Source organism: Ruegeria sp. SCP10 (assembly GCF_040329495.1).
Classification (GTDB): Bacteria; Pseudomonadota; Alphaproteobacteria; order Rhodobacterales; family Rhodobacteraceae; genus Ruegeria.
In genome coordinates, this window is sequence record NZ_JBDZYF010000004.1 from 73,002 (window position 1) to 85,144 (window position 12,143).

Sequence of the window (12,143 nt, forward strand, 5' to 3'; positions counted from 1 at the left end):
TATATTATGTTGCTAGGTTGGTTCACCTCTGCTACATCCCCGGTGATTTTGATCCCCGCCCTTTACGGACGGGGTTTCCTCACGCCCCAAGGTAGCGGCCGCTACTCAAAATCGGGGCCTCAAATATCGGAAGGGTGGACGTGTCCGAACCAGCTTCGATTTCCACAGGCATCGCCGAGCGCTATGCCACTGCGATCTTCGAGATCGCGAAAGAGAATAACGACCTTGCAGGTCTGGAAACCGGAATCAACGATCTGGCAGCAGCTTTGGGCGAAAGCGCCGATTTGCGCGATTTGATTGCTTCACCGCTGGTTTCCCGCGCCGAGCAAGAGGGCGCGATTAAAGCAATCGCTTCGAAAATGGGTCTGAACACCCTTCTCAGCAACACGCTCGGTCTGATGGCACAAAAACGCCGTCTGTTCGTGGTGCCTCAACTGGTGCAGGTTCTGCGCGAGATGCTGGCAGATGAGCGTGGCGAAGTGACAGCCGATGTCGCCTCGGCCAAGGCGCTGACCAAGACCCAAATGGATAAACTGTCCAAGACGCTGTCCGAGCGTGTGGGCAAGACCGTGACAATCAATGCGACCGTGGATGAAAGCCTCATCGGCGGTCTTGTCGTTAAAGTGGGCTCGAAAATGATCGATAGCTCGATCCGTTCGAAGCTGAACTCCCTACAGAATGCAATGAAAGAGGTCGGATAAATGGGAATCCAAGCTGCAGAGATTTCTGCAATCCTAAAGGACCAGATCAAGAATTTTGGTCAGGAAGCCGAAGTGGCCGAGATCGGCCGCGTGCTGAGCGTCGGTGACGGGATTGCCCGTGTATACGGCCTGGACAACGTGCAAGCCGGTGAGATGGTCGAATTTCCCGGTGGCATCATGGGCATGGCCCTGAACCTGGAAAGCGACAACGTCGGTGTTGTTATCTTCGGATCTGACCGTGACATCAAAGAAGGTGACACAGTTAAGCGCACCAACTCGATCGTGGACGTACCGATTGGCGACGAGCTGCTGGGCCGCGTTGTTGACGGTCTGGGCAACCCGCTGGACGGCAAAGGTCCGATCAACGCATCCAAGCGTGGCGTTGCAGACGTTAAAGCCCCAGGCATTATCCCGCGCAAATCGGTGCACGAGCCGATGGCAACCGGCCTGAAATCGGTTGACGCGATGATCCCGATTGGCCGTGGCCAGCGGGAACTGATCATTGGTGACCGTCAGACCGGTAAAACCGCTGTAGCTCTGGACACCATCCTGAACCAGAAGGTCTACAACGAAGCCGCTGGCGACGACGAGTCGAAGAAACTCTACTGCGTGTACGTTGCGGTTGGTCAAAAGCGTTCGACCGTTGCGCAGCTGGTGAAGAAGCTGGAAGAATCCGGCGCGATTGAATACTCGATCGTTGTCGCCGCGACAGCGTCCGATCCGGCGCCGATGCAGTTCCTGGCGCCTTACGCCGCGACTGCGATGGCCGAGTACTTCCGCGACAATGGCCGCCACGCTCTGATCATCTATGATGACCTGTCGAAACAGGCTGTGTCCTATCGTCAGATGTCGCTGCTGCTGCGCCGTCCGCCCGGACGTGAAGCCTATCCTGGTGACGTTTTCTACCTTCACTCCCGTCTGCTGGAACGTTCGGCGAAGCTGAACGAAGATTTCGGCGCAGGCTCGCTGACCGCTCTGCCGGTTATCGAAACGCAAGGTGGTGACGTTTCGGCGTTTATTCCGACCAACGTGATTTCGATCACCGACGGTCAGATCTTCTTGGAAACCGAACTGTTCTACCAGGGCATCCGTCCTGCTGTGAACACCGGTCTTTCGGTTTCGCGCGTGGGCTCGTCCGCTCAGACCGATGCGATGAAGTCGGTTGCTGGTCCGGTTAAACTGGAACTGGCTCAGTACCGCGAAATGGCGGCCTTTGCGCAGTTTGGTTCGGACCTCGACGCTGCAACTCAGCAGCTGCTGAACCGTGGTGCGCGCCTGACCGAGCTGATGAAACAGCCGCAGTACTCGCCGCTGACCAACGCGGAAATCGTCTGCGTCATCTTCGCAGGCACCAACGGTTACCTCGACAAGATCGATGTCTCGGATGTTGGCCGATACGAGGCCGGTCTGCTGGCGCACCTGCGTGGCAAGCATGCTGACCTGCTGAAGTGGATCACCGACGAAGATCCGAAGGTCAAAGGTGAAGCGTCCGACAAGATCAAGGCAGCGATCGACGAATACGCCGCAACCTTCGCTTGATAGGAGGTTCCGATGCCTAGTCTGAAGGACCTTAAAAACAGGATCGAGTCGGTCAAATCGACCCGCAAGATCACCAAGGCCATGCAGATGGTCGCGGCTGCAAAACTGCGCCGCGCCCAGGAATCTGCCGAAGCTTCGCGCCCCTATGCCGAGCGGTTCACTGCCGTGATGGCGGGGCTGGCGGCGTCGGTCGGGGGCAGCGACAGCGCCCCCAAGCTGCTTCGGGGTACGGGCAGTGATGATGTCCATCTGCTGGTTGTGCTGACAGCTGAACGCGGCCTGTGTGGCGGCTTCAACTCGAACATCGCCAAGTTGGCCCGCCAAAAGGCGGACGAGCTGCGCGGCCAGGGCAAGACGGTCAAGGTTCTGACCGTCGGCAAGAAAGGCCGTGATGCGCTCAAGCGTGATTTTGGCGATTTGTTCGTTGGACATGTCGACCTGAGCGAGGTCAAGCGCATTGGCTACGCCAACGCGCAAGACATCGCCAAGGACGTCCTGTCCCGCTTTGACGGGGGTGAGTTCGATGTTGCCACGATCTTCTATTCGAAGTTCGTCAACGTTGTGACCCAGATCCCGACGGCGCAGCAGGTCATTCCCGCCTCGTTCGAGGACGATGCGGCGGGTGACGATAGCGGTGCCATTTTCGACTACGAGCCCAGCGAAGAGGCCATTCTTGCCGACCTGCTGCCCAAGGGGGTTGCAACCGCGATCTTCTCGGCTCTGCTCGAAAACGGAGCGTCTGAACAGGGTGCACGGATGTCCGCGATGGACAACGCGACACGCAACGCGGGTGAGATGATCGACAAGCTGACGATCCAGTTCAACCGCTCGCGTCAGGCCGTGATCACCAACGAGCTGATTGAAATTATTTCCGGCGCCGAAGCGCTGTAGAGACAAACCGGAGACGAAACATGGCGAATGCAAAAGGCAAAGTCACACAGATCATCGGGGCCGTCGTTGACGTGCAGTTCGATGATGCGCTGCCTGAAATTCTGAACGCGCTGGAAACCACCAACAACGGCAAGCGCCTAGTGTTGGAAGTTGCTCAGCACCTGGGTGAAAACACAGTCCGTACCATTGCGATGGACGCGACCGAAGGTCTGGTTCGCGGCGAAGCCGTGACCGACACCGGCGCACCGATCTCGGTTCCCGTTGGCAACGCCACCCTGGGCCGTATCCTGAACGTGGTCGGCGAGCCGATCGACGAAAAAGGTCCGGTTGAGGCAAGCGAATCCCGCGCAATCCACCAGCCTGCGCCGACTTTTGCAGAACAGTCGACCGAGTCGGAAGTTCTGGTGACCGGCATCAAGGTTGTTGACCTTCTGGCTCCTTACGCCAAAGGCGGTAAGATCGGCCTGTTCGGCGGTGCCGGCGTTGGTAAAACCGTTCTGATCATGGAACTGATCAACAACATCGCAAAAGTGCACTCGGGCTTTTCCGTGTTCGCGGGTGTTGGTGAACGGACCCGTGAAGGCAATGACCTGTATCACGAGATGATCGAATCGAACGTCATCAAGCCGGACAACCTGTCGGAATCGCAGGTTGCGCTGGTTTACGGTCAGATGAACGAACCTCCGGGTGCGCGTGCCCGTGTTGCTCTGACAGGTCTGACCCTGGCCGAGCAGTTCCGCGACCAGTCCGGTACCGACGTTCTGTTCTTCGTCGACAACATCTTCCGCTTCACACAGGCGGGTTCCGAGGTTTCAGCTCTGCTGGGTCGTATTCCTTCGGCGGTGGGCTACCAGCCGACGCTGGCCACCGACATGGGTGCGCTGCAGGAACGCATCACCTCGACCAAGTCGGGTTCGATCACCTCGGTGCAGGCGATCTACGTGCCTGCGGACGACTTGACCGACCCCGCGCCGGCAACATCGTTCGCACACCTGGACGCGACCACGGTTCTGAACCGTGCGATCTCGGAAAAGGGTATCTACCCGGCTGTTGACCCGCTCGACTCGTCGTCGCGTCTCCTGGACCCGGCCATCGTTGGGGAAGAGCACTACGCGGTTGCGACCGACGTTCAGCAGATCCTCCAGCGCTACAAGTCGCTGCAGGACATCATCGCCATCCTCGGCATGGACGAACTGTCGGAAGAGGACAAACTGACCGTGGCCCGTGCCCGTAAGATCGAGCGCTTCCTGTCGCAGCCGTTCGACGTTGCCGAAGTCTTCACCGGTTCGCCGGGCGTTCAGGTTCCTCTGGACGTGACCATCGCATCGTTCAAAGCTGTTGTGGCTGGCGAATACGATCACCTGCCCGAAGCGGCCTTCCTGATGGTTGGCGGCATCGACGAAGTGATCGCCAAAGCGGAAAAGATGGCCGCAGAAGCCGCCTAAGGAGTATCCCTGATGGCAAACACGATGCAATTCGACCTCGTCAGCCCCGAGCGGAGCCTTGCTTCGCTTGAGGCCAGCGCGGTCCAGATTCCCGGCGCGGACGGGGATATGACGGCAATGCCCGATCATGCCCCCACCATCACCACACTGCGCCCCGGTCTGCTGAAAGTCGAGGCACCCGAAGGGTCCAGCGAATACCTGGTCACCGGCGGGTTTGCTCAGATCAACGGCGATAGCCTTTCAGTTCTGGCTGAAAAGGCGATCCCGGTTTCGGAAGTGACCCGGTCGCATCTGGATGAGATGATCGAAGAGGCGCGCGCCTCGCACGAGGCCGCCAAGGCCGGTGACGATCAGACCATCGTCGATGATGCCGCCAAACTGCTGGCCGATATGGAAGCCCTTGGCACGCACATGAGCCTGTAACAGGTTCAACATCGCAACACTTGAACGGCCTCGCTTTTGCGGGGCCGTTTTTTGTCGTGCTTTCGCGAAAAAGGCAGAGTAGGTTTCTGGAATTCAAGAACAATGATGACAGAATGAAGAAATTTCTAACCCATCCCATCGGTATCGATCAGGGCGAAGAGGTGCTGTTTTCCGAGTTCGCCGAAGGGGGCGACATGTGGACGGGCGAGGGCCCGCGTGAACGCCGATCTGCGATCCGGTTTACCGAAGCCTTCCGCTCTGCGCCAGTGGTTCAGGTCGGAATATCGCTCTGGGATGTAGATACATCGTCCGCACTGCGCGCAGAAGTCAAAGCTATAGATGTGACTCCCGAGGGGTTTACTGCGGTGTTCCGCACATGGTCTGATACCCGGATCGCACGCATTCGGGTGAGTTGGACAGCCTTCGGTGAGGTGGCGCATCCAGATGATTGGAACATCTCTTAGAGACTACGGTGCCTAACCTTCCTGTGCCTCAATCATGTCCACGCGGGTCGCATGTCGGCCGCCTTCGAATTCGGCACTCAGGAACGCGTCCACGATATCCAGTGCCGTGCCTTCACCCACAACGCGTGCGCCGATGGAGAGCATGTTGGCGTCATTATGCTGGCGGATCATACGGGCCGAAAAGGTGTCGGAGCATACGCCGCAGCGAATACCAGGCACTTTGTTGGCCGCCATCATAATGCCCTGTCCAGTGCCGCACAGAACAATCCCCAACTGACAATCGCCTGAGGCAACGGCTTGTGCGGCGGCCTTGCCATGTTTGGGGTAGTGCGTGCTTTCCGGCGTCATGGGACCAATATCCAGAACATCCCAGCCTTGCGCGGAGATATGGGCCGCAACGGCCTGTCGCAGGTCGATTGCGGCATGGTCACTGGAAAGGACGATACGTTTGATTGCGGTCATCTCATCGATATCCTGTTCAATATGCGTCGAACGATGGGTCTGCGCCCAACCTCGAACTCAGTCCATGTGATAGAGCGACTCGTAGATCGGCGTCAGCGTCTTGTCCTCGAACAGCGACGACACGCTGGTGCCGTTCCAGATATTCAGAATGGCCTGCGTAAAGATCGGTGCAGTCGGTACGACGCGGATGTTCGGGGCCTTCGCAACTTCGGGCGTCGGCTGGATGGTATCTGTCAGCACGAGCGACTTCATGACCGAGTTCGTCACACGCTCGACCGCCGGGCCACTCATGACACCGTGTGTGATGTAGGAATGAACTTCCTTGGCGCCGTTATCCAGCAATACTTGCGCTGCTTTACAGAGCGTTCCGGCGGTGTCGCACATGTCGTCTACAATCAGGCAGATCTTGTCCTTCACGTCCCCGATCACGGTCATTTCGGCGACTTCACCAGCCTTCTCACGGCGCTTGTCCACGATCGATAGCGGCGCGTTGATCCGTTTGGCCAGTTCCCGCGCGCGGGCCACGCCGCCGACATCGGGTGAGACCACCATGATCTCGTCTAGATTGTTCTTGAACTGGGTTTTCACATCCAACGCAAAAATCGGTGAGGCATAGAGGTTGTCGACCGGGATATCAAAGAATCCCTGAATCTGCGCAGCATGCAGGTCCATGGTCAAAACGCGCTCGATCCCGGCGCCGGTCAACATGTTCGCCACAAGCTTTGCACTGATAGGCGTACGCGCCTTGGTGCGACGATCCTGGCGGGCATAGCCGAAATATGGGATCACTGCGGTGATGCGCTGAGCAGAGGATCGGCGCAGTGCGTCGGCGATGATCAGCAGTTCCATCAGGTTGTCGTTGGCCGGGTTCGAGGTCGGCTGGATAATGAACATATCTTCGCCGCGCACGTTCTCAAAAACTTCGACGAAAATCTCGCCGTCATTAAAGCGTTCGACCCGCGCATCGACCAGTCCCTGGTCAACACCGCGATGCAAGCTCATGCGGCGTGCGATGGTTTCGGCAAGCGGAAGATTGGCGTTCCCAGCGATGAGCTTGGGTTCGTGAAGTGTCGGCATCGGCTGAGGTCCCCGGGCAGCTTTGGCAATGTGACAGATTCGTGATGTTGACACCGCTTAGCATGGGTCTACCGTCCCGCAAAGGTAACGCAGCGGAGAAAGTGAACATGACCCAGATTGACTACTATTTTGCGACAATTTCGCCCTATAGCTACCTTGCCGGCACCCGACTGGAGGAGGTCGCGGCGAAGCATGGTGCGACGATTAACTACAAACCGCTGGATATCATGGGCCTGTTCGCGCGCACCGGGGGCATTCCGCCGAAAGACAGGCATATCTCTCGCATTGAATACCGCGCGCAAGAGCTGCTGCGGCAGTCCAGGAATCTGGGCATGGATTTCAATCTGCAACCGGCGCATTGGCCCACCAATATGGCACCGTCGTCCTATGCGGTGATCGCGGCGATCAAGGATGGATCAGGCGATGTAGGTAAGCTGTGCCATTCGCTTTTGCGCGCGTGCTGGGCTGAAGAAAAGGATGTGGCACAAGATGATGTGATCCGGTCCTGCCTGTCTGATGCCGGGTTTGACCCAGATCTGGCCAATAGTGGGCTTTTGGTTGGGGCAGAAACCTATGCCGCCAATCTGGAAGAGGCCGTAGACCGAGGTGTGTTCGGCGCACCGTTCTACATCACGCCAGATGATCAAAGGTTCTGGGGGCAAGACCGATTGGACGACCTCGACCGGCATCTGGCTGAACTGAAAGGGTGACATTTCCTTCCGAACCACAGCCCTCGATCTATGTCAGACGAATAGGGGAGGGCCCGCGAAAACTGTTTGCCCTTCATTGCACCATCGCGCATTCTGGCGCTTGGTCCGGATTGGCCGCAGCGCTGAGCCCAAAGGTCTGCACTACTGCGCCGGATATGCTGTCACATGGTCGTAGTCCGGATTGGGACGGGCAGGGTGATTATTTCGACCTGGTCAGCCGATTGTCTGCTGCAGAGTTGTCTGAACCCATGGATGTGATCGGTCATTCGTTCGGGGCCATGATCGCGCTTCGGCTGGCAATTGAACATCCCGAACGCGTTCGCAGTCTAGTTTTGATCGAACCTGTCTTCTTCGCGATAGCAAAACGGGACGCGCCACGTCTTTTTGACCAGTACGAAAAAGACGCCGAGCCTATTGCCGAAGCCTTTGCCAAAGGTGACAAAACTCTGGCGGCACGGCGGTTCAATCGGATGTGGAGCACACAGATCAGCCCAAAGTGGCCTGACCTACCCGAACGAACCCGGGCCAATATGGTGCGGGGCATAGATGCTGTTCCGGCCGTTCATGCAGCGCTTTACGATGACACGTTTGGGCTGCTTAACCCTGAAAACCTGAAGCGCGTTTCGATGCCAGTTTTATTGCTGAGCGGGTCTGAAAGCCATCCGGTGATGCCAGCCATTTGCAATGGGCTAAAACAGCGCTTGCCCGATGCAACCCACACCAAAGTGTTGGGCGCAGGGCATATGCTGCCGATTTCACATCCGGTCGAAACAGCGGCGCTGATTGATGAGTTTTGGGAGACCCGAAGCCCGCTCAAAGCAGATTGAGAAAGCGATCGATATCCTCAGCCCCGATCGACCAGTCGCAAACCAGCCGACAGGCGAGCAACTCGCTTTCATCTTCACCGTCTAACGTAGCACCCCACAAATGATAGAGAGCACCCGCCTCATGCAGGTGCTTATGTTGAGAGCGGGGGAAGGAGGCAAAGATCATATTGGCCTGCGGTTCATGCAAAAACTCGGCCCCTTTTTCACGCAGCCCATCGGCCAGCCGGGCTGCGTTTGCATTTGCCCGACGCGCCAGTTTCAGCCACAGATCACCGTCCAGATAGGCCGCCATCTGGGCAGACAGGTAGCGGTGTTTGGAAAACAGATGCGCCCCGCGTTTGCGGCGCAATTCAAACTCCCATGCCTTGCTTTCGTCAAAGAATACAACGGCTTCGACACCCAACAACCCGTTCTTGGTGCCGCCAAAACTGAGCGCATCGACGCCGGCTTTCCATGTCATCTCGGCGGGCGAACAGTTCAAAGCAACCAAAGCGTTGGAGAAACGTGCGCCGTCCAGATGCACAGGCAGCTCGAATTCCTTAGCCACGGCGCAGAGCGCTTGCAACTCTTCCAAGCTGTAGACAGACCCGCGTTCGGTCACCTGCGTGATCGACACGGGCCCGCGCTGGGGTCCGTGAACGCCTCGTGTTTCCTCTCCAAGGATCGAATCCCGCAATGCGTCCGGCGCCATCTTGTCACCGCCCGGAACAAGCGTCAGCTTGGCTCCGCTGTAGAATTCGGGCGCGTTGCACTCATCCTCGTGAATGTGGGCAACTGGCGAGCAAAAAATCGTCTCCCAAGGATTGGACAAAGTGGCCAGAGCCAGCGAATTCGCCGCCGTCCCGGTTGCCACCAGGTAGACCGCAGCGTTCGGTGCCTCAAAGATTCCGCGAATGCGTGCGCGAACCTCATCCATCATCGTGTCCGCCCCATAGGCCATCTGATAGCCCTGATTGGCTTCAGCCAGTTTGGCCAGAACATTGGGATGGACCGGGCCGGAGTTGTCAGAGGCAAAGAACATCAGGTTGGCTCCTCAATAATGTGGTCTTCCCACTCTTCCATGGGGGTTTCAAACTCGGAGACGGTGCGCCCCTGAACGGAAACGCCCGCCGCGTGCACGCTGTCCGGCGTGCCGGATATCAGCGGGTGCCAATCGTACAGCGGCTTACCTTCCCAGAGCAGACGATAGGCGCAGGTTTGCGGCAGCCAATAGGCGTGATCGTCGATGTTGTCGGGCGTCATGACGATACATTCGGGCACAAATTGATGACGGATGTCATATTGTGTGCACCGGCAGCTTTCATCATCCAGCAATCGGCAAGCAACGCAGGTCAGGGCAACCTCGCCACTGTCCTCGTCTTCCAGCTTGTTCAGGCAACATTTGCCGCAGCCGTCGCACAAAGCTTCCCACTCGCGCTGGTTCATCTTGCGCAGGGGTTTGCGTTCCCAGAACCGGGCAAGCAAGCCTGTGCGTTCAATCGGGTCCTTGCTCATAGGCTGTCCAGAATGCTGCGCGCCTTTTCGCAATCTGCATCCATTTGCGCGATAAGGGCGTCCAGCCCGTCAAAGGTCAGTTCCGGGCGGAGGAAATCAATCAAACCCACCGACAGAGTCGCCCCGTAGAGATCGCCTGAAAAGTCGAAAAGGAAGGTTTCAATATTGGGCACTTCACCGTTGAACATGGGCCGCACCCCAACTGACGCTGCGCCGTGATAGCTGCCCCGATGCGGGCCATCCAGCACATCGACCAATACGGCATAGACACCGAATTTTGGTGGGTGCAGCCCTTCGATGGACATGTTGGCGGTGGGAAAACCCAACTCGCGCCCGCGCTGCTCGCCCCCGATCACTTCCCCTTCGATCCGGTGCCAGTGGCCCAGCATGGCGGCAGCGTCCCGTGGGTTGCCCTCGCTGAGTGCTGTGCGGATCGCGGTCGAAGACACCACGTTGTCGGAGCGCTCCATCAGCGGTGCGATTGTCACGCCAAATCCCATATCCTGCCCAAAGCGGACCAGATCATCTGCCGTTCCGCTGCGCCCTTTGCCAAAACAGAAATCGGCGCCGACAACTACATGCGACAGGCCGAGGCCATCGCAGATCACATTGCGGGCAAACTCCTCGGGTGACAGACCTGCAAGTGCAGCGTTGAAGGGCAGTTCATACAGTTTTTCGACGCCCAGCTTTTCCAGCCGGTGCGCCCGCGCATTCCCGCGCATCAGCCTAAAGGGCTGTGTGTCGGGGGCAAAATACTCACGCGGATGCGGCTCGAACGTCAAAACACCCAGCGGCGCATCAGGGGCCGCGTTACGGGCCAGCGCGATGACCGACTGATGCCCAAGGTGTACGCCATCAAAGTTCCCGATCGCCACGCTGGCGCCGCGATCTTCTGGCTCAACAAATTGGAAGTCTCGGATGATCTGCATGCGAAGTGGGTACTGTTCATCCCAGCTATGTTCAAGCACCTCATCCGAGTGGTTGAAAAATTCCTGATAGGAACGCTGCGGGTCTTTCTGACTAGTCAGAGCGTTGGAGCGACTTCAGCCTTGCCCTAATGTACTTGACGGCTGACCGGAAATGACTGGGTCCTGCTGCCTCAGCCCAACGGCCTGTTGTCCAGTTGTTGTTCGCCCCTTTCATAGGGCCATCATAAAGTTCGTCATTTGAACAGGATTGCAAGAATGCATCCAGCTTTCCCGCAGCTTGATCGAAAGCCACCAGCGCATCTTCCCAAGAGATGTGTGCCTGTTGCTGACGCAGTTCAGCGTTGTAGCGGCGCAGATCGTTCCATTTGTAGCCCTCTGCCGGAAAATACACTGTCTTTCCGGCCTGACCATCGGTGTACCAACTCAAAAACAACCTAATCCAATGTGCCCTGTGCGCGATTACATCCTTGATTGATGTATCCTCATCATCCTTGCGCAGTGCATCGGCCGCCGAAATAGGGGCGATCAGTGTTTTCAGTTTCAGGAACTCTGTCTGCGTAATGCTTAGCAATTCTTCTTTGCTTGTTGCGGCCATAGATAACCTCTAATGCGAAACCTGTGGATTGCGCAGAGGTTATCGGTTTTGCATCTGAGGCGAATGACACAGATCAACTGTGCACCATGGCATCTTAGAAAATAGTGCTTATCAGTCGAATTTACGCGACGGGGCCAGTACCATGGCTTCGCCGATCAGAACCTTCTTCCCATCGACCGAGCAATGACAGTCCAGCTTGACGCGGCGCTTGGCGAATTCGATGTCGATCACTTTGACCTCTGCATAGACCATATCGCCGGGGCGCACCGGTGCCAGGAATTTTAGTGACTGGCCCATATAAACTGTGCCATGGCCCGGCAGCTGCTCGCCAATCACGGCTGAGATCAGACCCGCTGTCAGCATCCCATGTGCAATACGGCCCTCAAAGATCGTATCGCGCGCATAGTCGTCATCCAGATGCACCGGATTCCGGTCGGTGGACACCTGGGCAAACATCTCGATATCTTCGTCTGTCACCACTTTACGCAGGTAACGGGTCATGCCCATTTCGATGTCTTCGATACAGATCGTTCCGCGCGGAAGATTGTCCAACATGTTGCCCTCACTCGACATCGATCGTGAAACA

Annotated in this window: 15 protein-coding genes; 8 read left to right on the forward strand and 7 right to left on the reverse strand. The window is 57.5% G+C overall.

Annotated elements, in window-relative coordinates; genetic code table 11:
- The first annotated feature begins 140 nt into the window (after positions 1 to 140).
- The 6 genes from ABLN87_RS11640 to ABLN87_RS11665 all read left to right on the forward strand — a co-directional run bounded on the left by ABLN87_RS11640 (position 141) and on the right by ABLN87_RS11665 (position 5,463).
- Positions 141 to 701: a F0F1 ATP synthase subunit delta gene (locus ABLN87_RS11640; protein WP_353010393.1), complete on the forward strand. Its 561-nt coding sequence runs from the start codon at positions 141 to 143 to the stop codon at positions 699 to 701.
- Positions 702 to 2,240, forward strand: coding sequence for a F0F1 ATP synthase subunit alpha (gene atpA / locus ABLN87_RS11645; protein WP_170536205.1), 1,539 nt, complete (start codon positions 702 to 704; stop codon positions 2,238 to 2,240).
- A 12-nt stretch (positions 2,241 to 2,252) separates the two neighbouring features.
- Complete coding sequence (locus ABLN87_RS11650) at positions 2,253 to 3,131, forward strand: F0F1 ATP synthase subunit gamma (RefSeq protein ID WP_353010395.1); 879 nt, start codon at positions 2,253 to 2,255, stop codon at positions 3,129 to 3,131.
- 20 nt (positions 3,132 to 3,151) lie between these two features.
- Positions 3,152 to 4,576 (forward strand): F0F1 ATP synthase subunit beta, encoded by a 1,425-nt coding sequence (gene atpD / locus ABLN87_RS11655; RefSeq protein WP_353010397.1) that lies wholly within the window; start codon positions 3,152 to 3,154, stop codon positions 4,574 to 4,576.
- Between the two features lie 12 nt (positions 4,577 to 4,588).
- Positions 4,589 to 4,999, forward strand: coding sequence for a F0F1 ATP synthase subunit epsilon (locus ABLN87_RS11660; protein ID WP_353010399.1), 411 nt, complete (start codon positions 4,589 to 4,591; stop codon positions 4,997 to 4,999).
- A gap of 113 nt (positions 5,000 to 5,112) precedes the next feature.
- Positions 5,113 to 5,463 carry an H-type lectin domain-containing protein gene (locus tag ABLN87_RS11665; RefSeq protein ID WP_353010401.1) on the forward strand — a complete coding sequence of 117 codons (351 nt, stop codon included), beginning with the start codon at positions 5,113 to 5,115 and terminating at the stop codon, positions 5,461 to 5,463.
- 12 nt (positions 5,464 to 5,475) lie between these two features.
- On the opposite strand, the gene rpiB is transcribed toward ABLN87_RS11665, so the two are convergent.
- A complete protein-coding gene (gene rpiB, locus ABLN87_RS11670; protein ID WP_353010403.1) occupies positions 5,476 to 5,925 on the reverse strand; it encodes a ribose 5-phosphate isomerase B in 450 nt (149 codons plus the stop codon).
- Positions 5,926 to 5,982: 57 nt separating this feature from the next.
- Entirely contained in the window at positions 5,983 to 7,002 is a 1,020-nt protein-coding gene (locus ABLN87_RS11675) for a ribose-phosphate pyrophosphokinase (protein ID WP_353010405.1), read from the reverse strand.
- Positions 7,003 to 7,109: 107 nt separating this feature from the next.
- Here ABLN87_RS11675 and ABLN87_RS11680 point away from each other — a divergent pair, with 107 nt between their 5' ends.
- Positions 7,110 to 7,712 (forward strand): 2-hydroxychromene-2-carboxylate isomerase, encoded by a 603-nt coding sequence (locus ABLN87_RS11680; protein ID WP_353010407.1) that lies wholly within the window; start codon positions 7,110 to 7,112, stop codon positions 7,710 to 7,712.
- A complete protein-coding gene (locus ABLN87_RS11685) occupies positions 7,709 to 8,539 on the forward strand; it encodes an alpha/beta fold hydrolase (RefSeq protein WP_353010409.1) in 831 nt (276 codons plus the stop codon). The genes ABLN87_RS11680 and ABLN87_RS11685 overlap by 4 nt, the downstream gene beginning before the upstream one ends.
- Here ABLN87_RS11685 and ABLN87_RS11690 read toward each other — a convergent pair.
- From ABLN87_RS11690 to ABLN87_RS11710, 5 genes are all read right to left on the reverse strand, one after another.
- The gene (locus ABLN87_RS11690; RefSeq protein ID WP_353010411.1) at positions 8,526 to 9,560 is read right to left on the reverse strand and encodes a threonine aldolase family protein; all 1,035 of its coding nucleotides are present in this window, start codon (positions 9,558 to 9,560) and stop codon (positions 8,526 to 8,528) included. The two genes, ABLN87_RS11685 and ABLN87_RS11690, sit on opposite strands and share 14 nt — an antisense overlap.
- Positions 9,560 to 10,033: a YcgN family cysteine cluster protein gene (locus tag ABLN87_RS11695; RefSeq protein ID WP_353010413.1), complete on the reverse strand. Its 474-nt coding sequence runs from the start codon at positions 10,031 to 10,033 to the stop codon at positions 9,560 to 9,562. Before ABLN87_RS11695 ends, ABLN87_RS11690 begins: the two co-directional genes overlap by 1 nt.
- Positions 10,030 to 10,962, reverse strand: a complete 933-nt coding sequence (locus ABLN87_RS11700) for a bifunctional riboflavin kinase/FAD synthetase (RefSeq protein WP_353010415.1) — start codon at positions 10,960 to 10,962, stop codon at positions 10,030 to 10,032. Before ABLN87_RS11700 ends, ABLN87_RS11695 begins: the two co-directional genes overlap by 4 nt.
- A 91-nt stretch (positions 10,963 to 11,053) precedes the next feature.
- Entirely contained in the window at positions 11,054 to 11,557 is a 504-nt protein-coding gene (locus ABLN87_RS11705) for a ClbS/DfsB family four-helix bundle protein (RefSeq protein ID WP_353010417.1), read from the reverse strand.
- Between the two features lie 111 nt (positions 11,558 to 11,668).
- Entirely contained in the window at positions 11,669 to 12,112 is a 444-nt protein-coding gene (locus ABLN87_RS11710) for a MaoC family dehydratase (RefSeq protein ID WP_353010419.1), read from the reverse strand.
- Positions 12,113 to 12,143: the final 31 nt, after the last annotated feature.

What these genes read in the sequence shown, in the direction of transcription:
- atpA (WP_170536205.1), top strand. Translation starts at nt 702, where the DNA reads ATGGGAATCCAAGCTGCAGAGATTTCTGCAATCCTAAAGGACCAGATC.
- ABLN87_RS11650 (WP_353010395.1), top strand. Translation starts at nt 2,253, where the DNA reads ATGCCTAGTCTGAAGGACCTTAAAAACAGGATCGAGTCGGTCAAATCG.
- atpD (WP_353010397.1), top strand. Translation starts at nt 3,152, where the DNA reads ATGGCGAATGCAAAAGGCAAAGTCACACAGATCATCGGGGCCGTCGTT.
- ABLN87_RS11660 (WP_353010399.1), top strand. Translation starts at nt 4,589, where the DNA reads ATGGCAAACACGATGCAATTCGACCTCGTCAGCCCCGAGCGGAGCCTT.
- ABLN87_RS11665 (WP_353010401.1), top strand. Translation starts at nt 5,113, where the DNA reads ATGAAGAAATTTCTAACCCATCCCATCGGTATCGATCAGGGCGAAGAG.
- rpiB (WP_353010403.1), bottom strand. Translation starts at nt 5,925, where the DNA reads ATGACCGCAATCAAACGTATCGTCCTTTCCAGTGACCATGCCGCAATC.
- ABLN87_RS11675 (WP_353010405.1), bottom strand. Translation starts at nt 7,002, where the DNA reads ATGCCGACACTTCACGAACCCAAGCTCATCGCTGGGAACGCCAATCTT.
- ABLN87_RS11680 (WP_353010407.1), top strand. Translation starts at nt 7,110, where the DNA reads ATGACCCAGATTGACTACTATTTTGCGACAATTTCGCCCTATAGCTAC.
- ABLN87_RS11690 (WP_353010411.1), bottom strand. Translation starts at nt 9,560, where the DNA reads ATGTTCTTTGCCTCTGACAACTCCGGCCCGGTCCATCCCAATGTTCTG.
- ABLN87_RS11695 (WP_353010413.1), bottom strand. Translation starts at nt 10,033, where the DNA reads ATGAGCAAGGACCCGATTGAACGCACAGGCTTGCTTGCCCGGTTCTGG.
- ABLN87_RS11700 (WP_353010415.1), bottom strand. Translation starts at nt 10,962, where the DNA reads ATGCAGATCATCCGAGACTTCCAATTTGTTGAGCCAGAAGATCGCGGC.
- ABLN87_RS11705 (WP_353010417.1), bottom strand. Translation starts at nt 11,557, where the DNA reads ATGGCCGCAACAAGCAAAGAAGAATTGCTAAGCATTACGCAGACAGAG.
- ABLN87_RS11710 (WP_353010419.1), bottom strand. Translation starts at nt 12,112, where the DNA reads ATGTTGGACAATCTTCCGCGCGGAACGATCTGTATCGAAGACATCGAA.